This window comes from Halovivax gelatinilyticus (assembly GCF_024300625.1).
Taxonomy (GTDB): Archaea; Halobacteriota; Halobacteria; order Halobacteriales; family Natrialbaceae; genus Halovivax; species Halovivax gelatinilyticus.
Genome location: NZ_CP101322.1, coordinates 2,767,152 through 2,791,784, shown reverse-complemented (window position 1 = coordinate 2,791,784; position 24,633 = coordinate 2,767,152). Strand labels below are relative to the sequence as shown.

Genomic DNA, 24,633 nt, shown 5'->3' with positions numbered 1-24,633 from the left:
ACGATCGCAGCGCTCAGTGGTCACCCAACTTCGACTGCTTCGTCTCGTTGTTCTCGTCAGCGAAGACATTCGGACTGAACTGGAGATTGAGCATGTCCCGCGTTCGTCCGACAGCAAGATCACGCGCCAACTCCCAGTCATCGTGATCGTGGGGGAGCACCTGGAGGAGTGCTTTGAGTGTCGCTTTGAACGTTGAGTCGGTGTCGAAATTCCGTTCTCGGAGCCAGTCACAGCAGGCGCTCTCGCCCTGGACATCGTAGACGTGCATCGCGGCGTGGACTTTGTCCAGCGCGAGGCTGAAGGAGAGATCGTCAGGGTTCACAGGGATACGACTCGAGCGGTTCTCTGGCTTCTCGTTTATGTTCTGAACGCGATCGTCGTGGCCGCGAAGGGAGATGTCCCCACGGCTCTTACGCCAGGTCTTCGTGGAGCGCTTGATCTCGTCGATGTCGACGCCGATCCCGAGCCCAAGTTGGTGGCCCTCATCGTAGGAGAACGTCTCGGCCTCGTGAACGAGCCAGCAGAGGATGTACCACTCGGTCACGTCGTCGAGTTCGTTGATTCCCTCTGCCGCAAGGTATTCGTCGACAAGGACTTGCGTGACGGCCTCGCGGGCTTCCTCGAGAGCACGTCGCGGTTGCACTTCGTTGTCTTCGTCGTCGACGACGGGATATGACTCAGCAAATGTCCGTAACGTGGGTCCAAACGCACTAATTATAACATCCGTTTTTGTGAGATTCAGAGTGGAGTCGATGAGGTCTCGAGCTGCTCTCTTAGCGACGTTACGTGTATCTGATTTCACGTCGGTCCATAGTGATGGAGTATTATCGGTAGTCAACTCTGAAACCGGTTTTCTCCCGACTAAGAACAATGTACTATCAGCAGACCCGCTTCCCTGTGTGTCGATCCGAGCTGGCATTTCACTCGTAATTGGATGTGTGGAAGTGATTGTAAAGCCTGAATTTATCAGCGACATAGTTAAAGTATCCCACGCATCAGTCTCTTTATGAGTGAACATGACAGTCATCACACCACCGGGTTCAAGCACACGGTAGACTTCAGAAAAGATGTCGCTCATTTTCTTTTCGTAATGCTCGCTTGCGAGTTCTCTATTTGATGAGTTGGCACTAGCTATGGCTTCAAAGCGACTAGGATTCGCCACAGCTTCTTCATCCTTATTAGTCAAGTCAGTATCAAAATTCAACGGAAAAACATCTTCAAGGTGTTCTTTTAATAGAACATAAAATATATCTGAAAGTTCGGCATACATTACACTGCTATAGTACGGCGGATCCATAATTGCGGCCTGTATACTGTCGTCGTCAAACGGTAGGTCTGCAGCATCTCCACAAACGACTTCAGCGGGGTCACTTCCAGCCGGCAAGTAATTCACAAGTTCCTCATACGATTCGATAATTCGGTTCATTGAGGATAGATAGCTTCCAATACCCTGGGTCGACATGTTCACGACTGGGAAAGACTTCTGGAGAGTTAGATGCTTACCACCGAGGGCATTTGATGGGACACCTTTTGTAGTATCCCAAGGAGCAAATCGAGAATTTCGATCGATTACTTTGCCCGCTACAAGAGATAGTATCGCCAATATTGCATCTGCAGTTTCGTTATCATATTCATCCCGAATATCACCCTTAAAATGGTTATATGATTCCAGATATTCAAAAAACGAAACTAATTGACGAGGGCTGAATGCATCTCTCCAATGCGTTAGTCCATGTTTCTTTGGCTCTGTCGTTTTTGCTCCATCAGGAATAGGTGTTGTAAGGAAGGTAGCCAACTCGTAGTCGGATTCCGTTCGACCATTTATTTTTTCTAAAGCCTCGATATCCTCCTTCTGTGGCGCACGGAAACCATGATCACCAGAACTCGTTAGGTATCTAACCGCATACGTTTCGAACTCAAATTCACCATTTTTGAACTTATTCCTGACCTCCTCAGATTCTGTTACGACACCACAGTCAAGACATTCAGCGTCTCCTCCACGTGAAACGGGACCGTTTCCATGGTCAAAGTCGCTACTGTCTTCATTACCATCTTCCTTGACGTGATGATAGCTGACAGAACCATCGTCATTTACTTCAGGTCGGATGAACACGTCATTAGCATCCCACCTTGTGCGGAGTGACCATTTTGACACAAGAGGAATCTTAGTACCACAGGTAGGACATTCTATCGTATGCGTACAAACGTAACAGTCAATTTTATTCTCAGAGTCGTTATTGGGGAAATATTCTGATAATTGTTCCTGAGCCTTTTCATCGATCCTTTCAGCCCATTTTCGAATTTCCTGATCTAACGAACCAACATTAGGCGCATATTCCAACATTATTCGCAGGATTACGGTTGGGACAGGATTGAGTTCATTTGCTTTAGTTGGCAACTCGTAACGCAATGATTCGAATGGAATGACGCCACCCCCTGCTGTCGGATCCATTACAGTCGGCAATTCTCCATCCCACGTCTCTCGAAGTATCTGATGGAATGATTCTATCTCCTTTTCTGTCGGTGTTTGGACATGTAGACGAGGATATCCATAATGATCTCTGAGATTTCCACTACGTTCATCTTCAGTCAACTTCTTCTCTGTGACATATTCTTCAATACTTCCATCAATATCTTCATTCGGCCCTATTTGCATTAGCTGTAGAAGTTCATCTGAAGTGGTGGAGGCAGGTAATATGGAAGTTAGAATCGCAAGCCGTGAGGCAGGTGTAGGTCGCCGGGCAAACCAGGGGTGAAGATAACGATGGGGCGGCATAGAACTAGGATTTGCTTCTTTAAGATTCTCAACACCAACTGCTTTTAGTGGAATATTCCCCTCGATCGCAAGCGACTCCAGTTCTTTCGAAAAGCAAGGTTGTTCAGTCATGGTTAATTGATATGGTCAGTTAACAGAACTCGAAGTGCCTTCTCCCCATTCGGACTTGAGGGGGACCGACACTTTGCGTGCCAGTAGTAACACTCCTCGTCGCTCATCCGTGCGATCCCCCGACAGAACGACCGCATCCGATCGACTCGCTGGATCGGCTTCACGCCGAGAAAGCCCAGCGCGAGCCGGATCCCGGCGGACTCTGGGAGAAATGCCTCACCCTGTCCGGAGCCCACCACACTCGAGTCGTTGACTCCTGCAGCGTCCAGTGTCTCGTGAATCAGCGGCAGGATCGACCGCAATCGACTGCCGGATAGTCGTCTAATCTTCACCGCCGTCCAGTCTTCCCAATCCCAGCGATCGACCTCGGGGGAGTCCGACTCGACCAGGACATCCTCGAAGGGTTCGATCACAAGTTGACGATTCTGAACCGTTCGTTCGAGTCGATCGCTTCGGGCCGTCGCCTGCTCCGCGGGCAATAGCTCATACAGCGTATGCGTAGCCCCCTCAGCATCGTCACGCCGAACAAGTACGAAATTTGGACGCCCACCGTAGACGCTACTGCCGAGTCTTCCAGCTCCGAGCTGGCCCTTTGATGGGGTTAGTGCCGACTCCAGTGACGACTGTGACGTCATTGCTCGACCTCGTGGGTCATCTCGGTCGGCCCTTGAGCCTGTAACTTCACGTCGATGTTGGTCTGTCCAAGCGCGGCTTCGAGTTCCGCGAGTAAATCTTCCTCCTCGTCCGTGATCGGCTCAGGTTCGGTCATATCGACTCTGAACTTCAGGTCAACTCGCACCGTGTCACCGAAGGGGTCCGGCTGATTCGTGACTCGGGAGAACTCGTCGATGCCGCCCTGGAACGTCGCTTCGTAGGTCGCGTCCGACGGGGATGCCGTTTCGTAGCGCATCCTGACCGAGACGTCCTCGGCTCGTTCCTTGAACGGGCCCTGCTGGGCGATGAACGAGCCTTTCGAGAGCTGGTCCTCACCTCCGACCTCGAGCGTCACTCGCGACAGTCCGGGACCTCTGTCGGATCCTTCACTGGACAGGGCTTCCGCCCGGACCTCTTTGAATGCTCTCGAGGCGGCCATCAGGCTCGTCGCGTGATCCCACTCGGACGGTGCTGCCGTATCCACGCTCGTTCCGATCTCTATTTGGTCGGTATCTCCGTCTGCCGACGTTCCGCCGATAGTCGTCCCAACGGAACCCGTGTCCTCGTCGGATACTTCTTCCCCCTCTGAGTCGGGCACTTCCGGCCGTTCGATCGTCTCACCGTGAACGTCGAGGAACGCTTCGATGTCCGTATAGACGACGTACTCGTCACCGATCGCGACGTCCGAGTTCTGGATCGACGTCCGGACGTCGGGTGACTCGGAGAGTGGCCCCGGCTCGTTCCAGTTCGCCGGATTGTCGTCTTCGTCCCCATCCCAGTAGACCGTCCCGCTATCTCCGTCCCAGTAGACGTATCCCGAATCGTCGACCATGCGTTCTACCGTCTTTCGCAGCGGCTTCGTATTTAAGAGATAGGGCAGGCCGGGTTTCTTCGCGAACTGGGTGACGAGCTGCTGGGTCGTCATGTTGTCCTGGGTCTGCTGCCAAAGCTTCTGTTTGAAAAACGCCGTCCCCTTCGCGCTCGCGTCGGCGCGGATCAACCGGTCCTCGAGCGTCTCCTCGACCGCGTTAACGAGCGTCGTCCCGCCGTTGGCCTCGGTTGCGTTGATCGTGATGTGGGTGAGCCCGTCCCGATCGACGTAGAAGAGATGCCGGTAGACCCCTCGCACAAGTTCGCCGAGAAGCCCGTGCGTCCGGTCTCTGCGCTCCCTGAGTTCCTCGATCTGTTCGGTCGATAGGTCCGCAGTCTGCTGGGAATCATCGAGCAACGCCTCGATCGCCTCGAGCTGTCTGGCTTCGTCGATCCCACTCCGGACTCGTTCTTCGTCGGGTGCGAGGAAGAGGACGTAGTTCTTGTAGACGCGGCTCTGGACCTGTCCACCGTGTTTCGAGGCGGACTTTTCGTATAGTGTCTGGATCTTGTCCGGCACCTCAGAGCCGCCGTCCCCGACCGGCGCCGTATCCATGTGCATGATCGCAAGCTGTGGCATCGACACTTTGTCTTCCAGATCGGCCGATGCTTCCGGAAACTCCACCGTTTCGAAGCCTCCAGAACCGACCTCGTTCTCTAGTCGAGACTTGAACCGCGCTCGGGCGTGTGCATCGGGCGTGTTATCGACACGCTGATCGATGATCCGGATCAGGTTCGGATCGGACTTGAAACGCACCCGTTCCTCGTCGTATAGGTAGTAACACGCCACGGTCATATCGCCGCCCGCTAACGCCTCTAGTGCGGAGTCGTAATTGTCGAAGCGGATGTCTGGATGACCGAGTGCTGCGTTCATCTCCGCTCGCGTGAGCCCGGTTGCTTGCTCACCGTAGGCGAGACTGTGCCAGAGGACGGTGGTCGTGAGATGACTGCCGAGACGGGGAATGCCCTTCTCCGTCCACTTTCGATCCTCGAGCTGGGCGTGTGCAGTCTCCTCGTCGTTGTAGATGTCTGCGGAGACCGCTGCACTCAGGTCGACGAACTCGAACAGCGTCTCGTGAAGTGTCGAGTCGATACTCCCGTCGGGCGCATTGTCCGCGGGGGTGAGATCGTACAACCGAATCCAGTGGCGATCGTAGTGTTCGGGCTGATGATTCCAGAGGTAGTAGACCGATCGAGCGAGGAGCTTCAATGCCCCTCGCGTTCGCTGGAACTTGGGGATTGTGTCGATCTTCTCAGTGAGCGTATCGATGATCGTCGGGTGGAACGGATACTCTCGTTCGAGGCGATCGACGAAGCTCGCGTCGGTGGCTTCCTGGGGGAATTGTCGGTCACTATCCGTGTAGAACTGGAAGTACGATTCTGTCACCGCTCCGGCTTCTTCTCGGTCGATGTCTTCGAAGAGCCGATGCTGGAGTACCTTTCCGACCTCGTTTTCGGATGTCGGAGTAACGGTCTTGTGCTGGCGACGGCCGATCTGGTTGAGATCGTCGGCAAGCGATCGAATCTCTTCGGCTTCCTCTTCAAATGCAGTGTCCGCGATGCTGTATACGACAGTGACATCGTCGACCTCTGAGGCAGTTTCTAATAGGCCGAGCATGAACGTCAGCGTCTGGCTCGCGAGTGTCGTGTTGCCAACTTCGATAGCGTGCGCCGCCTCGAGATAGGCGGCGATCTCGTCGATGAGTATCAGTGCCGGTCCGTCGCCAATTTCGAAGAGTCCTCTGAGCGTGTTTCCACCTGGCGCGTTCCGACCCTGGTCGTGCTCTTTGAGGTATTCGTATCCGTTGAGACCGTAAAGTTGGTACGCAATTTCACCCCACATTGTTCGGGTGTTCGGTGCATTCGGATCCAACCGTCCGCTACGTGCGTTAAGGGCGTCGACTTTTCCACCAATGAAAACTGCTGTGTCGACGGAAAGCCCATCTTCGACAGCATCCCGATACGTTGTAGCGAGTTCCTCGTCATCGTCTTTGAGATGTCTCTCGAGGTTCTCGACACTCGTTGGATCCGTTGCGAGGTGATACGACGCGATGAGATCGTGTGTTTTCCCGCCACCGAACCGAGTGTCGAGACACAGAATGCTACTGGAGTACCGGTCTCCATACTCCTCACCAGCGAGGAAGCGTCCCGTGAGGTTACTGAGTAACGTCCTGAGCCCATCCGTCGGGTACGTCATCTCGAAGAACTTCCCGGGATCGCGGTAGACCGGTGCGGCATCGTCCGGAGAGTGCGCGACAGTTGCCAGGCTTGCCGCGAACTGGTCTTCTTGGAGCGTTCCTTCTAGGACATCCTCTCGAGGTGTGCACGCTTTGAATAGGCTTGGATACTCTTTGGAACTCATATTCCGCCCCCGTGGTCGTGTTTTGATACGATCACCAACTCCTTATAATCATTATTGCCGATGATCGTTTGAGTGGCACTTTGGGATTTGGAAGCTTTCACTTCCCGGGACCCATGGATGTCAAAAACAGTGAAACCGAATCCAGTGAGGGTACCCCGAGTAAGGCGCCACATAGTATTCGCAATTTGCTTTCGAGGCATCAGATGTACCCATCACTAAGCCCGAATAGTATAATCTTTGCTTAGTCCTACTCCCGTAGGTGTATTTTCGGGAGGTAATCGAAAGAGTGAGCCACGATATACACGTATTCGAAGGCAGTATTTGGATATGAGAGGATAGAGAGTCGTACGATTGGTACGTTCTGGCCAGGTTTTTTGTCTATTATCCCACATTATTACTCGTCGATTCCTTGCTCGACTTGGAGTGAAAAGATCGCGCAGTCTCTCGATCGTTTCACCATCTCGGATAGCCAGGATTGAAGTGGGAAGTAAGATTAACCGAACACGAATGGTAGCCGGCCTGTTCCCGTATTTCTCACCATTTATGTCCACCCACGTACTGATTATTGCTAACGACCGAAGTCATGGCTGAGTTTGACGTCGATGACTGGGAGGATGTCGAGGCCGAGGAGTACGAGCGGATGGTGTCCGCGATCATCGCCGGCCAGCTCAAACACGAACCAGGCATTCACAACGTAGCCCACGACGAGCAATATTCCTACGCGTTCGGCGAGAAGCAGATCGATGTTCTCGTCGAAAGCGAGGGTGCTGAAGACGAGATCACAACCCTGGTCGAGTGCAAACTGCACAAGGACCCGATCGATCAGGACATCCTCGCGAGCATGGCCTTCTATCTCCAGTACTCGGATGCAGACCAGGCAGTCGTGGTGTCGAAAAGTGGATTCCATAAAGGCGCACGGGAGATCGCGAAAGGATGCGATATCCGGATCTTCCAGATCGACGAGGTTGACGACGAGGAGGTGGAACCGCAGCCGATTTCCACGGAATTAGATCTCACTATCAAGTATCCGAAGTACCGGCACGTCGTTCGTGTTTGTCCTGCAGGTCAAGACCCTCACGGAAACTGGACCAGGCTTCGTGACGTTCATCACGGCACCGAACCATGGGATACCGAGATTCTGGATGCCAACGGCTATCCGGTCGGTGAAACGGTCCGAGAACACCTCAATGCGGCGACGGAATCTGCTTCAAAGACCGGGAAGATATGCACGGAGTTCAATGACGAGCAGGTGAAGATCGACGACACGCGCTACACGCTGCTGGAAGGAGTATCACAGGAAAACCCATCCAGAGCTGTATCCTCCAGCTACCTGATCGATATTGCTGATCAGTTCGAAATCAAGCTTGTCGATCCGCTGGATGACGAGAGAGCGCATCGATCACTTGGCGACGTGAAACGTGATATCTTACTTGTCGATACTGACTAGTTTCTGAACCCTCTGTCATCCGGTTTTGGACGACTACTCGGAAACGTCGAATACGTCGTATAGCCGATTGAGCGTGAACTGATTCCGGAGCTTAGTTACCGTATTTTGGTTTGCGTACATTCCAGTCTCCCAATACGCCTCGGATATTGGTCGGGTGTCGGTCCAGTCGACACCCACGAGATACTCGCGTTGTTCGGGATCCTCCATGTTTTCGTCAATCCGGTCAGCATCGAGATCCTCCTTGAGAATGCTCCGCTCCCCATCCTCGTCCACGGTGAACTCCTTGACCGGCGTCTTCTCCCGGGTGACCTCTCCAACGCCGACGTACCCTTCTGAGGGAGCGTGAACGAAAACGCGGTCTCCGGGCGAGAGTTGACCGAGGGTTCGACTATACCATTCACCTTGTCCTCCCGAAATGAAACCGTATTTTCTCGCATCTTCCCAGGATCGTTGAGGTGACTCGCCAAACGAAACGTAGTAATCACGTCCGTTCCATGATTCTTTCTTCCCTGGTTGCTCGGAGGTCTCTTTGGGATCGATGAGCCACGTCCGTCCGATGTACTCTCGATTGTTGTCCTCGTAGTAGTTGAACCGGACCGCATTGATGGGCACGCTGTACTCCTCCGAGAGGTACTGGATGATACGCTCGGTCGCAGCGTCGAGTTCTGAGGAGACGATCGTCACCGTGTGCCTCTGATTGACGTCCTCGGGGACACCCGATTCGTCCTCCGGACGGGCCGAGTTGAACCGTTCTCCAAATGCGGATTCGAAGGCCTCTCCGTCGGCGTAGCTGTCGTGAATCTCCTTGATGTCGTTGTACGTCTGTCCCCGAACCCACGATGCGTAATCGAGCGCCTGTGCGACGACGTCTCGGGGCGTTCGATCGCGCTTGAGCTCGATCACGTGGAGGTCGCCGTCGGCGTCGATCCCCAACAGATCGATGAAGTTTCCACTGGCGGTTCTGACCTGCCGACCGATTATCAGCAGATCTCGGCCGAGAAGGTTTGGGTCCTTCTCGATGAGGTCCTCTAGCCTCGACTCCTGATCAAGTTTCGTCGAGGAGAGTCGTCTTTCATCGCCATCGATCCGCCAGAGTCCGAACTCAATTGGCATACGGTAATTCTCTATCAGGTTCTTATGAATATAGCGCAGTTGCGATGGGCATCGCCGGTTTTCTTATCGCTTCGAGAAAAACTAATAGCCTCAACCTGCTCTTTGGCAATTGTGACAGAAGTAGTCATTAAAGGGGAAATTCACACTAGCGAGAGTGACCTTGCTGAGGAACGCGAGTTGCTGGTTGAGGGAATCGATGCACTCGTCCTCGAGGGAGAACGAGAAGACGCAGAGTACGGGCTTCTGCGGAGTTGGTACGCCACCGCCATGTTCATCGTCGGCCTCATTCTGTTCGAGACTCTCTACTCGGACCACCGCATACTCGTGGATCTCGCTGACGCTCAGGAGGCCGAGGTCTACGCAACGCGAGAGTCTGATGCTGAACTGGTCAAGAACGCGAATCCGCTGGTGGAGGTCGTGGCAGCAGTCCTATTCTATGGCATCTTCACAGTGAGCGTGTTTTGGGGACTCTTCACAGGGGATACACTAGGCGGTGCTGTCCTCTTGCTCGCTGCGGCGATTCTCCCGGTCTTTGTCCTTAGAGTTCACGACATGGAGCGATCGGACGACGAGGTTAATAGGGACCAGATAATGGCAAACAAGATCGTTGAGGCGGCGGAGGGCGCCGACCGGGTGGTCGCAATCGTCGGCGGCAAGCATTTGGATGGAGTCGTCTCAAAACTGCCTGAGGAGGTCAACGCTGAGACGAAAAAGCCGGCATATAAAATGTATTCATGGCAACACGCCAAGGAGGTAGCCATACCAGCGTTCACCGCGTTGAGCGTTCTCTTCGTCCTCTACTTGTTGGTGTTGGAAGTCTTCCAGTGGGCGCTCCTCCACGCCTGACCATATTGGGACACCCTCACTGATTGATATAGTCGGACTCGAATGAGTGGTCACACAACAGTAATGATGTTTCAGTAAGAAGTGCATGGTGAACGAGGTCGCCGTCCTATGTCGAAACAGCAGACGTTCGGCGAGGAAGCCGCCCCCGAGGTTGCCCGGGTGTATTTTCGTCCGATCAAGATCGATGCACGCGGCATCCCAAAGCCGGACGAAACGACAGTTCCCCAAACTGCCGAGGTCGAGGATCTACTGGAATACATCAAGGACAAGAAGCTGAAGTACCCGACCAGCCTCGACGAGGCGAATATGGGGGAGGTCGCCTACGACTCCGCTTCCGACATAATAGAAAACGGCCCGAATACCAACACTAATGTCAAGTTGTTCCTCGCCAACTTCTGTGACTCCTTGCAGTCCAAACAGCGGACGAAGGACAAGTACGCGATGCTGGTTTGCTACTGCTCGGATTTCCTGCTCGCCCACGTGAAGACAGAGCGGGGGATGTCGATACAGGAGGAGAGCGGCGACGTGGAGCTAGTGCGTCGCTTCCTTGACGTCGACAACATCCTCAGTGCCGCCTACTTCGAGGACTTGGGACCTGAGATTAAGTTTTCTCACTTCACCGACACAGACTCGGGCTCTTTCCGCAACTTCCTCGGCGTCAGCCAGAAGCGGTTCAACTACCGGCGGAAGAGCGTCCAGATTATTTGCCACTACGAGGGCAAGAGCGGCGTTGAGTGCAAATTCGAGTTCGGGAACGATCAGATGGAGGAGCGGTGGCTTCAACAAGAGTCGCTCCGGTTCCAGAACGGAAAACTCGACCTCTCAAACGGCCGGTCGCACAACATCAAGGAGATCCGATGGGGTCGCAGCACCTACGAGGTACCCCAATCTTTCATGAGCGAGTTCAAGGAATACAGCTACGAGCTCGACGGACAGGGGCGCCGGTACAACGACCTCAGACGTCTCCCCGGCGAAGAGGTCGCCTCCATCTACGGTGACGGCATCGACATTGTCGACCGGAAGACCGAAGTCATCATCGAGGACGATGAGGGTCAGCGGGACATCCGCCCCAAAGGCGAACTCCCGGACCACATCCACGTGATGTACGCGAACAATACGATCAGGCTCGGCGCCAACTTCGCCGAAGACATCTTTCATGACTTAATTGATACCACGGATTTCTCACTGTATCATCCATCAGAGCCCTTCGCCTCGAACGAATACGTCCTCAATGGGCTCTCGCTCCTCAACATCGACATAGAGGAAATCGCCCCCGAGAGAGCGCAGTTGCTCAACACGATCCACGACCATCTCGATAACGCAACGGGACAAACGCTCCGTCGTTGTCTCGGGTTCGTCTTCCTTCACGCCCTCGCCGATTCCGAATGCGTCAGCATCGGGTACAAGAATGGCCTCAATCAACTGATCAACTTGAACCACGGCGCTACCCGGCAACATGACGTGGTTACGACCAAGGAACAGGAGGGTGACGGCCTGATCGAGTACAAGGACAAAGACGACCTCGGGAAAGAGGACACCGCAACGAGCATCGTCGACAACATCGAAAAGGAGAGTCGGAACCACGACGAGAAGGTCTTCCTCTGGGGAATCGACGAAGGGAGCCGGCGTGTCGACGGTCTTCGCAAAGGGCGATGGGGCGACGACCGCGTATCGAGCATCCAGAAGCACGTGTTGGATCGGCTGGAGGAACGTGACATGAACTACACAGACTTTGAACTGGTGAATTTACCTATCGGAGAGAATCAGGAGCGCTGCATCCTAGTCGGCATCCTCTACTGACCTTCTTTGCCCTTACTCAGCTGTCTTCCAGCGCGGATGTCGTCAAGGGACTCTCTCGTAACGCCGAAGCCGACACGTACCGATGGCCCTGGACAAACGCAACGGTCCGATCGGACCCTTCAGCAGTCTTGTCGTTCGAAACTGGTCCGTCGAGTTTGATTTCCGAGTCCTCATCCAAGAATATGACCTTTTGATCGCTTCCGTACCGGTCTGCATCTGCTGCCTCAAGTCCGTCCACCGCATTTCGCAGAGCCTCACGTTGCACCTCAGTGACCGACGTCGCGTTTTCCACGCCCTCCCGGGTCAATTCGACGGTCTCGATCGAATCAGTGATCTTTGGTACGATCGGTTTGATCTCCCCGTCGGTGTAGAACGCGAGGTATCGGGACGGCTTGAACGACCGGTTCGGCTGGCAGAAATAGAGTCCGTGGGCTTCGAACTCCGGCCACGCTTTCCTTGCACCGACCACCAGCACCCGATCCTCCTCTCCACTCACCAGCTGTCCACCTGCGTCTTCGTAGAGGAACCGGACGAGTTCCCGGAGCAGGAACGCCTCCCGTTCGGTCGGGACGGCGAACGATTGCTCGGTGCTGCCCGGATCACGGGCTAGAATCGACTCGACCGCATTTACCACATTGTCGAAATTCGCCCAAACCACTCGATCGTCTATGTCGCCTAGCGCTGGCGGCTCCTCGTGGTCGGGAGTTAGTACGACAAGCCGTTCGGTATCCGCATCCTCATCGTCCAGATACGAAAGGTGCTCACGCAGCTGGCCCACGTCGACTTCGTTCGGGCGCGTCTTCGTCTCGAACAACAACGATGCCGAGCTTCGGATTCCGGCATCCGGGACGGACCCATCACCGACGAGCTGGTTATCGAAAGTGACCAGTGCGAGGTCGGACTCGTCGAGGACTGCTTCGAGCAAGTCCTCGGTCAACTGGTTGTTGATGTTCTCGAGTACGGCCATTAGCGTGGACGTGACGCGGTTCTCGCCCTGGGCATACGTCGAGAATAATGGATTTGCCATGTAACACCGTTTAACGTCCCAGATTCAAGGTTTTTGGCATACCAGAGGACCGGTACCGGACCGGTCGTTTGACCGGACTATAGACCGACGCCTGGACCCGACGGTCGGTGATTATCTGCCGTGGAATCTCCCGGCCCTTCCGTCGTACCCGAATACCGGAATTTTAGGCATTTCGACCGGTGAAGATGTCCGGATTGCCGACTCAGAGGTCTACCGCGACGGACGATGGCACGTAGATCGTGGGACCAGAATACTGCTGCAATGCTAGATCTGCCAGTGGGGCCTCCTCTGACCGACCTTTTCACCCGACTATCGGGACCGACACTATGGGTCAGATACCGGAGTTACCCCAAGCGTTGAATTTCGTTATTTCGACCGACGAAAATGCCGGTATTCGTCTCATCACCCAGTCCGGGATGACCGGGTCCGAGGACCGGGTCGCGCACTCCCTAGGTCTCTCGAGCTATCAATATCGTATTCACTTGCCCGACAGGGTGAGCCGGATTGTCGGACGACTCGAGGCGATTGCCATCGATTCTCTCTCGAAAAATGAATTCTGCCGTTTCGACCGACGGGAGTGTCGGTTTTCTCGGCTTCGGGAGCCACCAGACCCTCGGCCAGTAACTCGGTGGATGTCGTCGGGTCGATGATCGAACTATACTCTCAACTCCTCGTCAGACCGACCTTTTCGACCGACGGAATCACCCGACCTTTAGCATTCGACTCAAGCGCTTTCAGCAACCGTCGGACCATGCCAGTAGAATGGCCGTTTCAACCGACGAGAATTCCTGTTCTCGATCGAAGCGACGTCTCGATACTGAGCTGATAGGGCCGGTCCACCGAGTCGGTTTTCTCGATAAGCCGATTGACCTCTGGCCATTGTAGCTGATCCGTGGTTTCGGCATAGAGATGACCCCTCTGAGAACTCGAAACGGTCTGGCTGGCTCTTTTGAAATCTCAGCGGCTGATACAAATGGCGCGCTGAATAGAGGGCGCGAATGCCGCACGAGATTGGGGGCTCGATTTGTGAAGGCCTTGATCGCTCAGTAAAGGTCAAGTAGTTACCGAAGCAGCTATCGAACTATCATATATCAAAAAGTACCTGCTGAATATAGAAGATGAGTTCAACAGGATAATCCAAATAGCCGTAGTTTCATATCCGGTAAAGGTGATTGTTCAGACGATGGAGGATCGTTTGATGGAGTTGGATAGTGAACATTATTTGAGCGAGTCCACCAAAGCCATCGCTCAGGAATTTAAGGTTCCATGGTCTACTGCATTTTCGTGGGAACGGAATATCGGTGACGTGGAGGTACTCAAAGAGACGCTCGGCCGAAATGGTCCTAACAACTATCTTGAGTTGATCAGTCGGCGAGAGCGGATCTCCCCTGAGCTGGAAGACCGTGAGAAGGAGTGGGTGCAACATCTCAAGCGGTGGTGCACCAGAAGAACCGATGGGGTATATTTGGTCCATGAATCAGATTGGAAGGAATTCCGAAGTGAGTACAGTTCTAACGGGATCCAGTCCATTCACCTCGAATCCGTGTGGCGGGCTGCCGCGCCGACTGATAGTACAACGGAGCTCCGTGACGATGGGGATATCCGCGGGATCAATTGGACAACGGAAATGGCGGCACTACAAGAGGAACTGAAGCAGAAGGAAGAGAGGGTGAAATACGAAATGCGACGGGTAGATCCTGACTGGATCGGGTTGGTGCAGGAACTCAGGAAAATTGACAAGGAGCTCATCGATATCTACCAGACTCACTTAGCCGATAAAGACAGGAAATTCCAGTATAAAAAGGGTGAAATCATTGAGTTGAAAAGCGCTTTTCCGTACTTACGAGCCAACACCAAGCTCGTGACTGAGGCTACGGATAGTTCTATCAGTTACGCTAACAAGTTCAAGTATATCCCGGGAAAGGGTGTGGCAAATCGAGAAACAAAGAGCAAACGCCGAGACGAAGTGCTTGAACGGGACGATAACACCTGTGTCAGCTGTGGCAGTGAGGATGAACTCCAAGTTCATCACATCATCCCTCGAAGTCAGGGTGGGAAAAACGAGACTGCAAACTTAGCCACACTATGCGCTGACTGTCATTACTATGCACATGGTGGCGGAGCACCCACTGACCGTGGATATTCTGCGGCTGACTGGGACTCTGTTGAGTACGAAGGCCAATCAGAGTTCTGGGATGAATGGGTTAACCGAAGTTTCGAGGAAAGGCCACCGAAAGGGTTCACTCGAGTGGATTTCGAACCGGACCAGTAACTCAAACACCCCCCAAAGATTGACCGAACCCCTCTAGTCGCCCAATATTCTCTGATGATGAATTCGCGCCATCTATTCAGCACGATGCTACGGAACTCACTTGAACCTGATAGAACACTCGCTGGTCAATTCGAACGTGTAGTAAGCGTATGGTTCGACGTTTTCGATGTGAAACAAACGAAGACACCGTGCTGAACTCAGCCTGTATTGTCACCACGCACTCCAAATCATGTCATCACTCAATGATTTCAACAGAGCCGGCTGGCTAGGAACCCGGGTAGGGGATCAATGACCAAGTCTCCAAAACCGGGGAACTGAGATCGCAGCGAATGCCGCTAGAACAGGTTTAAGCCACCAATTAATTGGTCGAATTCGGCCGTATTCGGATATTGACCGGATTCATTCGAGAGCACTGCCGCGCCCGAGCGCAAAATTCTATGAAAATCTCTCGAAGAGACGGGTTCAATGATGACCAAAGAGGTATCAACACCGAACTTTTCGATGGCCAACATCCCGATCCACCATTTCTCTCCACCAATTATCCTCTGCCGTCTGCGGGTTTGCGCTGATCCACCAATTCAATGGCCGAACCACCATCACCAACCCCCAATTCTAAATGGCAAGTTATGTACCCGTAGCTAAACGGCGCTGCTATGGAGCGGATCCAAACAAAGGCAGTTTCCGGCCGAGTGCCGGCCGACGTGGTATCGCGCCTCAATCGAGCGGCCAATGAGACCGCCCTCACCAAATCCCAGCTCGTCGCTCGGTCCGTCGAGCACTACATCGAGGAGAACCCCGACCGAATCGAGGCGTTCTACCCGGACGATTCGTTCGCGGCGTTCGTGGAGGAGTTGTGCGGATGACGCGGACCAACGATGTCCCGGAACTCGCCGAGGACCTGGATGCCGAAACGTTGGTCCGACACCTCCAAGAAGCGGCTGACACCAGGCTCGAGCCGATCCATCCCGAAGAAGCGCTCCATCTCTACCTTGAGGACAAAGCTCGGGAGTGTCGCAAGTCGACGGTCAACTCACACCGATCCAGACTCGGGTTCTTCCTCGACTGGTGTGACGATCGGGAGCTCGACAACCTCAACGACGTCACCGCCCGGGACCTCCACGAGTTCCGCGTCTGGCGACGAGAGGATCTCAGCGTCGCCACCGAGAAGACACAGATGGACACGCTCCGGGTCTTCTTCGAGTGGTGTGAGACCATCGACGCTGTCAAACCGGGGTTGTTCAAGAAGGTCAAATCGCCGGTGATCCCCGACGGCGGCAACGTCGACGACACCGTACTCCACACCGCCGAGGCCACCGAGATCCTCGAGCACCTCGGTCGGTTCGAGTACGCCACCATTGAGCACGTTACCTGGCTCATACTGAGCGAAACGGGAATGCGGATGGGCGCCGCACACGCACTCGATGTCGAGGACTACCGAACAGACGTAGACCACCCGCACCTGGTCGTGCTCCACCGCCCAGAGACGGACACGCCGATCAAAAACGGCCCGAAGGGCGAACGTCCGGTCGCGATCGACGAGGACGTTTGTACCGTCATCGACGACTACCTCGATCACCGCCGCCCCGACGTGACCGACGAGCACGGGCGACGGCCACTACTCGCGTCCGGCCGAGGCCGGCTCTCGAAGTCCAGCATCCGGACGTACGTCTACAAGTGGTCTCGGCCGTGTGTGGTCGGTCAACGCTGCCCAGAGGGCCGTGATCCCGACGAGTGCGACGCCGCAATCGACCTCGACCAGGCGTCGAAGTGCCCGGCCAGCGTGACGCCGCACCCGATCCGTCGCGGATACATCACCAAGCTGCTCGGGGCCGGCGTCCCGATCGAGGTGGTGAGTGATCGGTGTAACGTCTCACCGGCGGTCATCGAGCAGCACTACGACGTTCGGTCTGCGAACGAGAAGATGGAACAGCGGCATGAGGTTCTTCTTGGGACGTTAGACTGAGTTGAGAGACCGGTGGGGTGGTCCAGTCCGAGTACTGCTAGGTATCTACCTCACTACGACACAGCAATACTGAAGCAATTTGGATCAAATATTGAACGTCGTCGGTTTTCACGGAAAACACCAATTTCCCAGCGCCTTGCATACTCATCGACAAACTCCGAAAAGTGATCGACTAACGTGTCTGCAGTTACCGCGATGTCTGCGGCCGAATCGACTTATTTAACAATTCGGAACATATAATCACGGAGATAGTCTAGAATTAATGTTTCCTAGAAGTTCATTGAAGAAATCCAAATCATCCGGTTCGACATCCCCGTTATTAATTTTCTCGGAGATTACTTCGGCGATTGGTCGTTTCGCCAGTTCAATTTCACCATCGTCATTTTCGAGATCCTCTGCAATATCTTGACGTCTAAGCTCGTTCACCAGAACCTTATCAATTCGCTGCCCTTCGTATTCTTCCCTACCTATCTCCCACTTATTCGGATCGACTCTGTTGATTGAAATTGGTTCAAAATCCTCCATTAGTCCCGTGTAGAATTCGTTGGCAGCTGCGACGTAGAATTCTGGATCGAAAATATCCTCTATCACAACATCTTCGTCGTGTGGTCGCCGTGATAGCAATTGAACTCGATCATTTTCAATATGCTTATGATGCTCTTGAATGCGTTCCTGCACGCTTCGGCCTTGTTCGTCGCTGTCAAGTAGAATAACGTATTCCAGGTTTTCAGACTCTAACCAGCTTGCTTTTCCGACAACATCATCCGCGCCGCGGACTGGCATAAGCGATATTTTCCGCCAATCGATGAAGCCACGGTCTAGCACGCTATCCATGTATGTCCCAACGGCTGACAGGATATAGTATTCCGACGGTCCTTCTACCAGTAATTGTCCTTCTGAAACGAAGGGTGACGCGCTCAAATCAATCCCGAGAGCGTTCCGTAATGGTTCGAGTGTACCAGTGTCAGCATCGAAAATATCGGCGTTAATTTGTGTCCCGTTTGGGGAGTCTTCCACTGTCCTGATGCGGGCCGGATATTGTTTCTCGATTAAATACGGTGAATGCGAGGTGTACAGGACTTGTTCTTCCCGAGCAATTTCCTCCAGCGTCTCCAACCAGTCTTGTTTCCCGGACGGGTGAAGGTGAACAGCTGGATCATCTAAAAGCAGGATTTTATACCCTTCACTATCTCCCTCGGTCTCAGCGAGCATATTCACGTAGAATGAAAAGAACCACTGAAACCCTTCACTGCGCTGCGAGGGATGGGTTAATTCGCGCTCCTCATTCTGGATTTCATCTTGAATGTATAGCCGTAAGCAATTCTCCCCGTCACTGTAGCTGAGTTTGACTTGGATGTCTTTCTGCGACCACGCATCGTTTAATCGATCCTCAATTTTGTTTTCCGCGTTCTCAATCGCTTGATCATGTGCTCGTCCGGTGGTCCCCACAATCTTCTCCTCAGTCAAATCACCAATTTGAAGTAAATTCCAGAACGTACTGTCTTCATTATCATCATCATTCCCTTCACCAATATACAGGACGTCTGATATTAGGTCGTATTCGTTATAATACACGATATCCGGGGACGGTGGTGAAATATTCAAATCCGTCTCGTCTTCAACATGGCCGTCAGCATATTTTGTTACACGGTATTTCACTGGGAAATCCTCATTCAGACCATCATCAGCGTAGTATTCCTTAGCAATTTCCTCTGTGATTTCGAACGTGAGCGAAATAATGGGCAGATTTTCCTTAGATTCGTAATCGATATCGTTACAAATGTCTCGGTCACTGTATTCACCGTCTTTTGAAAACGAGTTGATTGCTTCGAGCGTAGATGTTTTTCCCGATTCATTCTTCCCAATGAACGTAGTGATGGGTTTGAGTCGGATTTCCTCCGAGTCCTGGATATTCCTATAATTCTGAATTCTGAGTGAGGAAATGCGGAGCGGAGGGCCGCCCTCTGGTTTCCCGTTCGATAGGTGTTGCTTTAACAGTCCCTTTCTTTGGTCAGGTTTCTCATCTGATTTTGATTTTTCTTCACGGTCTACTTCGTTGACTCCATTCTCTGTTTCTGGTTTATCAGCTGGTTGTTCGATTACTTCTACCCGGATAATTCGGCGTAGACCATCCAATTCGTTTTGTGAGAATTCAATCCGGGTCTCCAAACCTCTACGACCAATGATGTAATTCCCGTGCCCCGCCGCTTCAATAGTTTGCAGAAACGTATTAATCGCGTCTTTGAGCGTATCTTCAGATTCTTCAGTAAATCCAAAATACGTGCGTAATTCCCGTTCACAATGGCTTGATTTTATCGCCCGTGAACCTTCTTCCTCGTCAGCGTGGTCGAGGCAGCGTGACAAAAGCGATATATAAATGTCGGATTCGAGAACACCTTCGAGAAACAGTTCTTCCGTTGTTTTGTTCAATCCTGTTTCGAATCCGAGATCATATCCGCGTTGAGTCGGTGAATAACCATCATCAGACCGGTCAATAAATCCGAGTTCTACCCCGTACCGTACCTGACCTTGCACCTTACGTTTTGCAAATTCGGTTTCTTCAGAGATTTCCTCAGCGGACCACTTCCCGCCAGCTTTCAACTGTGTACACACCTGATGAAGGCTTTCAGGATCACCTTTTGTCGGCGGTAAATCTAATTCTTCAGGATCTAGCTCAGACGGATCACGAGGCTTCTCTAAACGGATTTCTTGCTGAGAACCATCTTTGGCTCCACCTGCTTCAGACTCATCGGAATTGGGCTCGTGCTTCCCTTCCGTTCGTAAAGTTACCTGGTCATCTTCACCAATTGAAAGCGCTTCTAACTCCGCAAAAATTTCAATTGCTCGCTCAATTTTCGGTATCTCATCTTTGCTTATGCCTATTCCACCAGCTGTTTTTTCTGCCAACTCCTTCACACCTACACCTTCTTCACTAATGTGGAATGTGACCTCTTTAAAAACAGAATCTTCGCGTAATTTTGAAATTATACGTTGAACTGCTTTTTCACGTGACTCTCGAACTTTTGTGAAATAATCAATGATCGGTTGAGACGGTGTGTAGACACCTTGTTTTTCAGGTTCGATTAGCCCTATTTTGCTGAAGTACTTTAGGCAGCTGGAACAGGTGGTTTCTGAAACTTCAGTGGCTGCTTTTTTGTAGTGGATTGGCTCGCCTTCATGTTCGTACCTATCCACCAATCCCTTCAGGGATTGCATGTGGGTTTCGGCGGTGAACCGGGTCAGCGGCAACGAAACGTCAGTCATGTTGGCGTATTCTCAATAGCCTATGTTATAATTTCTGCAATCCAGCGAATTGACAAACTTTTAGTTTAAGGCACAAACACCACTACCCTATCATTTGGATGGCGCTTATTCTTCACGAAAATAACCTATTCCGGTGCATTTATTTCTCCGCCAATTATCGCCCCACGGTGATTAATCTCGATGAGACCGTCCCCGAACTAGAATGCCGCCTCGGGATGAGCCTGCGCGAGGAAGTCGAAGAGACCGGTCGGATGTTTGCTCGGCTCCAGGACTGAGCTTCTCAGATTAGCTCTCCATTTGATCGACAGAAGGTGGCCTCGGGAAGTCTCTCCTCACAAAGGGCGCTTTAGATGTTCCCCAGGTACTGCCGTCGCTGCTCCATCTTCTCCTTCGCGGTCCGTTGGTCGTAGTGCTGTTCGATCACGTCCGGGCTAACGTTCGCCCGTTGGCTCACGGTCGTCTCCGGTACGTCGTTCGCGAGGTAGTGCGTGATCCCGCCCCGCCGGAATGGATGCGGGCTCACGCTCGAGGGGCACTTAGAGGACTTTTCGTCCGGAACGAACTCACACGTGTCCGGCTCGCGTCCGTGCGGACAGTCCTGCCCGGTCATACAGGGTCGCGAGTAGTCGTAGCAGTACCTGCGGATCGTATTCTTCGACATGCGACCGTGGACGCTGGTGAGCAGCGGCTTCCGGCCGTGCTCGTCCGTCTCGTCCTTCCGGCGGCCGAGGATGTAGTCGTCGAGGAGCGTACAGATCTCCCCCGAAAGCGCGACGAGCCGCTGTCCGCTCCTGCCGTTCTTGATCGGCGTTCCGGTGTCCGGTCGGTGGACGATCGACAGGAACCGCTCCTCGCGATCGTAGTCGTCCAGGTCGAGCGCGTATACCGCACCGAGTCGGAGCATCGTGTGCCAGAGGAGCGAGAGCGAGACGTGCTGGGTCGAGGCGTATTCGTAGCGTTCGAGGTAGGCCAGCATCGCCTCGGCGTCCTCGCTCTCGAGCGTCACCGACCGGGAGTTCTCGTCGGGCGTGAGCTTCGGCGAGCGGACTTTCAGGTGTAGGTCAGGATGCACGCCGTCGACCGTCCCGAGCCAGCGGATGAAGACGCGGATGCTGTCCAAGTGGGTCTTCTGGGTCGCCGGGGAGTACTCGCCTTGGCTACGGCGCCAAATGCGGTATTCGTGGAGCAACCGGCCGTTAAGCTCGTTGCAGTTGTTGATCCCGCGCTCGTCACACCACTCGGTGAAGTAGCCCAGCCGCGACTGATAGGACTGGAGCGTCGCCCAGCGGTACTCGGCTTCCTTGTCTGCGATGAACAGTTCGACTGCCAGTTCCGGTGCTATCGGTTCGAGATTCATGGGTTGGAATCTGCGAACCGCACGATCGCCACAGAAGAATGCGCTCACTCGTAATTCTAACGAACTGGATACACAGCGCCAGGCGGCCAACAGCCGGTTTGCGGCCAAACCCGTCGCCGTCTCCCGATTCGGTGAATTACCAATTCTTCCAGCGCAGCGCATTCTCCCTGCAGCGCCCACTCGTTTTCCGGTTGATTCGGATCCAAGGGACGGTAGCAAATCGCTTATAACAGAGTCGTTCTACGCGCCGTAGCGTACGTTCGGTTGCCAAATGAGCGATTCCCACAGCAGAGAAATTGGCCCCAAAATAAATTATCGAAGCTGCCAGAACGTCTTGTCACCGTCGGCGAACAGCGCAAATTCGAACACCCAGTACAGCGGTTCGAGTCCGTCCTCGATTTCGTATGTGATCTGTCCGCGCCGTTCGTCTCCGTCTGCGATCGGCGAACCTTCATCGAATGCTCGGTCGAGGGCGGTCGATGCCCCGAAATCTTCGCCGTAGCTCAGTCCGGATTGGTCTTTGAGTTGCATCTGAAGTATTGTCGAAACCCGGTGTTCTTCACCAGTTTCGTTCCCAACGGTGATGTCCACGATGAGGTACTCGAAGCCGTCTTCCGCCTCCGTAAAGTCGTCAAGCTGGGTCTCCGTGGCGATTTCATTGACCGTCACGGTCGTGCCCTCGTGTTCGACGCTGTCACCGATTTCGTAGACCTCGACTCCCAGTTCTTGCTCGAGGACGTGTGGGTCGTCGCTCTCCGCCTCGAGATCGATCGTCGCTCGTTCTAACTCCTCGAAGAGGCCACGCTCGAAGTCGAACTTGAGGACGAATTCCGATGCATCCTCGGGGACTTCGTAGACGACGTCACCGCGTTCGACTTCTCCGGGCGCGATCTCGCCGTCATTCAAGGACTCTCCCGTCCCGAACAGACTCTGATCGTAGATGTAGGCCTCAGCATCACGAACCCGGGTGCTGAGCCACCCGCTCACCGAGTGAAACTCGTCGCTGATGTTTTTGTACGCCAATCGAACGACGAGAAACTCATTACCCGCGTCGGCCTCGGTAAACTCGTCGAGTTCGCGGGTCGTCGAGACGTCCTCGACGACGAGCTGAAGGGCATCCCCTTCGATCAGCTCTCCTACCACCGCTTCCACCTCTGAATCATGATCGTCAATTGTACCACCACTGGCAGTTGCGGAGACGGAACTGCCCAGTCCAGCGGTTACGACCGGAACAAGACCGAGCAGGAACGTTCGACGATTGACTGTCGCCCGGTGACGTATTCGACGGAGTGCTGTGACTCGTTGTCGACGGCGTGTTGCCAACGGTGGACAGCCAGCATCTTCGGTCTCGTGTAGCGTGCGTCCCCTGTCAGATTGTTGCCCCGTCATGCCACACCCCACTACCACAGCTTTGCACATATTTCAAACACGATCGTTCCACACTGCTTTGACAGATGAATAGATGAGTCAAACATTTGGCTTTCAAAGTGGTACGGAGCTAAACCCGGTACCAGTTGGAACAATGAACAACACGATCCAATTTCCTAACGTGAAAACGGTCCACAGTTTCGTTCCTAAAACCATCCTAATTTCCAGCAGATATAATACGCTGTAGTCCATCAACCCACGTGGAAGCCACTCGCTCTGGCTTGCCAGAGTGGGCAGAATTGCCCCGGGTGTTGGAGCACCCGAGACGTGGCTTCCGAAACCCGTCCCAGGGTTTTACCGAAAGCCATGACACGCTATACACCAGACCACCATAAACCCCGCGCACAGCCCGCGTATCCCCACTACACGACTACTCACGAGTCTCTCAATCCGAGACACTCCACCACCGATACCGCAGTCATCCACACAGTCACGGGTCCCACAGAAGACCCGCTCTACATCCAGATTGCCCGCCCGACCGACCCGTATCGATACGGCATCGTCTCTCGCGAGTACTACCCACCGTGTCCGAGTTGCACGGAGCCCGTAATCACGATCAGAACGCTCGGACCGAACCAGCACACCGCGGATCCCTGCGGCTGCGAGCTCGACGCCCACACGGTCGCGCACTTCCTGCGAGGGACCAACAGATGACGGACACACCCGACCTGGCAGACTGCCCGTTTCCGCGGTGTCCGTTCTGTGAGACGCCGGTCGTCGCCATCACCTCCACCGGGCCACACTCACATTCCGCCAGTCCCTGTGGCTGTGGGCTCACACTTACCGACGTCCAGGAGATGCAGGGGTAGTCCGGCGGCGACTCAGCGTCTCGCATACGCCGTCCCGAACTCCGAGAAGTGCTCGACGAGCGTGGTTGCCGTTTCCTCGATGTCCGCGGCCGAGTCGACGTGTCTGTAGAAGACGGTGTTAGAATCGAACGGATTGTCCGAGGTCCGTAGCGGCCAGTCCGAAGATCGGGTCTGTTGAACTACCCTGTCGTCGACGGTCGGATCGGCGTTCGTTATTTTATAGCCAAACGCCCGCAGTGCGCCGTCGATATCGGTTCGGGCGTACTCCGCCGGCGGCATCCAGTAGAGGTGGACGTTGAGGTACTGGGAGTTCTCGTCGTCCGGCACCTCGACGCCGTGCATCTGGTAGTTAATTCGCTGGTGGGCGAGCGAGCTGCCAGAGTCGCGACGACTCCGAACGTGAGGGTCGACGCTCGGTCCAAACAGATCGGGATGCTCGTCGACCATTCGCTGACCGAACTCGCGTAACGGCGCCTCCATCTCCTTCTCGAACTGGTCGATCAGCCGGATCGCTTTCAGGTATCGGCCGTTCCG

16 protein-coding genes are annotated in these 24,633 nt (G+C 53.9%); 7 read left to right on the top strand and 9 right to left on the bottom strand.

Annotated features, from left to right (window positions below; all coding sequences use genetic code 11):
- Positions 1-13 precede the first annotated feature (13 nt).
- The 3 genes from NKH31_RS13280 to NKH31_RS13270 are packed head-to-tail and all read right to left on the bottom strand — an operon-like array spanning position 14 to position 6,773.
- Entirely contained in the window at positions 14-2,887 is a 2,874-nt protein-coding gene (locus NKH31_RS13280) for a DUF1156 domain-containing protein (RefSeq protein WP_254862274.1), read from the bottom strand.
- 2 nt (positions 2,888-2,889) lie between these two features.
- The gene (locus NKH31_RS13275; RefSeq protein ID WP_254862273.1) at positions 2,890-3,522 is read right to left on the bottom strand and encodes a DUF7680 family protein; all 633 of its coding nucleotides are present in this window, start codon (positions 3,520-3,522) and stop codon (positions 2,890-2,892) included.
- On the bottom strand, positions 3,519-6,773 hold the full coding sequence (locus tag NKH31_RS13270) for an ATP-binding protein (RefSeq protein WP_254862272.1): 3,255 nt from the start codon (positions 6,771-6,773) through the stop codon (positions 3,519-3,521). Before NKH31_RS13270 ends, NKH31_RS13275 begins: the two co-directional genes overlap by 4 nt.
- Positions 6,774-7,356: 583 nt before the next feature.
- On the opposite strand from NKH31_RS13270, the gene NKH31_RS13265 reads away from it, so the two are divergent.
- Complete coding sequence (locus tag NKH31_RS13265) at positions 7,357-8,220, top strand: restriction endonuclease (protein ID WP_254862271.1); 864 nt, start codon at positions 7,357-7,359, stop codon at positions 8,218-8,220.
- Between the two features lie 33 nt (positions 8,221-8,253).
- Here the strand turns inward: NKH31_RS13265 and NKH31_RS13260 are convergent, their stop codons facing one another.
- Entirely contained in the window at positions 8,254-9,333 is a 1,080-nt protein-coding gene (locus NKH31_RS13260; RefSeq protein ID WP_254862270.1) for an endonuclease NucS domain-containing protein, read from the bottom strand.
- A 111-nt stretch (positions 9,334-9,444) separates the two neighbouring features.
- Here NKH31_RS13260 and NKH31_RS13255 point away from each other — a divergent pair, with 111 nt between their 5' ends.
- Complete coding sequence (locus NKH31_RS13255; protein ID WP_254862269.1) at positions 9,445-10,179, top strand: hypothetical protein; 735 nt, start codon at positions 9,445-9,447, stop codon at positions 10,177-10,179.
- A 108-nt stretch (positions 10,180-10,287) separates the two neighbouring features.
- Positions 10,288-11,979 (top strand): hypothetical protein, encoded by a 1,692-nt coding sequence (locus NKH31_RS13250; RefSeq protein WP_254862268.1) that lies wholly within the window; start codon positions 10,288-10,290, stop codon positions 11,977-11,979.
- 16 nt (positions 11,980-11,995) lie between these two features.
- Here the strand turns inward: NKH31_RS13250 and NKH31_RS13245 are convergent, their stop codons facing one another.
- Positions 11,996-13,006 carry a hypothetical protein gene (locus tag NKH31_RS13245; protein WP_254862267.1) on the bottom strand — a complete coding sequence of 337 codons (1,011 nt, stop codon included), beginning with the start codon at positions 13,004-13,006 and terminating at the stop codon, positions 11,996-11,998.
- A 1,198-nt stretch (positions 13,007-14,204) separates the two neighbouring features.
- Here NKH31_RS13245 and NKH31_RS13240 point away from each other — a divergent pair.
- The 3 genes from NKH31_RS13240 to NKH31_RS13230 all read left to right on the top strand — a co-directional run bounded on the left by NKH31_RS13240 (position 14,205) and on the right by NKH31_RS13230 (position 17,241).
- Positions 14,205-15,278, top strand: a complete 1,074-nt coding sequence (locus NKH31_RS13240) for an HNH endonuclease (RefSeq protein ID WP_254862266.1) — start codon at positions 14,205-14,207, stop codon at positions 15,276-15,278.
- A 653-nt stretch (positions 15,279-15,931) separates the two neighbouring features.
- Complete coding sequence (locus tag NKH31_RS13235; RefSeq protein WP_254862265.1) at positions 15,932-16,141, top strand: ribbon-helix-helix domain-containing protein; 210 nt, start codon at positions 15,932-15,934, stop codon at positions 16,139-16,141.
- Positions 16,138-17,241, top strand: coding sequence for a tyrosine-type recombinase/integrase (locus NKH31_RS13230; RefSeq protein ID WP_254862264.1), 1,104 nt, complete (start codon positions 16,138-16,140; stop codon positions 17,239-17,241). The genes NKH31_RS13235 and NKH31_RS13230 overlap by 4 nt, the downstream gene beginning before the upstream one ends.
- Before the next feature lie 240 nt (positions 17,242-17,481).
- Here the strand turns inward: NKH31_RS13230 and NKH31_RS13225 are convergent, their stop codons facing one another.
- The 3 genes from NKH31_RS13225 to NKH31_RS13215 all read right to left on the bottom strand — a co-directional run bounded on the left by NKH31_RS13225 (position 17,482) and on the right by NKH31_RS13215 (position 23,005).
- A complete protein-coding gene (locus NKH31_RS13225) occupies positions 17,482-20,505 on the bottom strand; it encodes an ATP-dependent nuclease (protein ID WP_254862263.1) in 3,024 nt (1,007 codons plus the stop codon).
- A 346-nt stretch (positions 20,506-20,851) separates the two neighbouring features.
- Positions 20,852-21,862 (bottom strand): tyrosine-type recombinase/integrase, encoded by a 1,011-nt coding sequence (locus tag NKH31_RS13220; protein WP_254862262.1) that lies wholly within the window; start codon positions 21,860-21,862, stop codon positions 20,852-20,854.
- A gap of 312 nt (positions 21,863-22,174) precedes the next feature.
- Positions 22,175-23,005: a DUF4352 domain-containing protein gene (locus NKH31_RS13215; protein WP_254862261.1), complete on the bottom strand. Its 831-nt coding sequence runs from the start codon at positions 23,003-23,005 to the stop codon at positions 22,175-22,177.
- A 935-nt stretch (positions 23,006-23,940) separates the two neighbouring features.
- On the opposite strand from NKH31_RS13215, the gene NKH31_RS13210 reads away from it, so the two are divergent.
- The gene (locus NKH31_RS13210; protein WP_254862260.1) at positions 23,941-24,099 is read left to right on the top strand and encodes a hypothetical protein; all 159 of its coding nucleotides are present in this window, start codon (positions 23,941-23,943) and stop codon (positions 24,097-24,099) included.
- 12 nt (positions 24,100-24,111) lie between these two features.
- On the opposite strand, the gene NKH31_RS13205 is transcribed toward NKH31_RS13210, so the two are convergent.
- Complete coding sequence (locus tag NKH31_RS13205) at positions 24,112-24,579, bottom strand: hypothetical protein (RefSeq protein ID WP_254862259.1); 468 nt, start codon at positions 24,577-24,579, stop codon at positions 24,112-24,114.
- Positions 24,580-24,633: the final 54 nt, after the last annotated feature.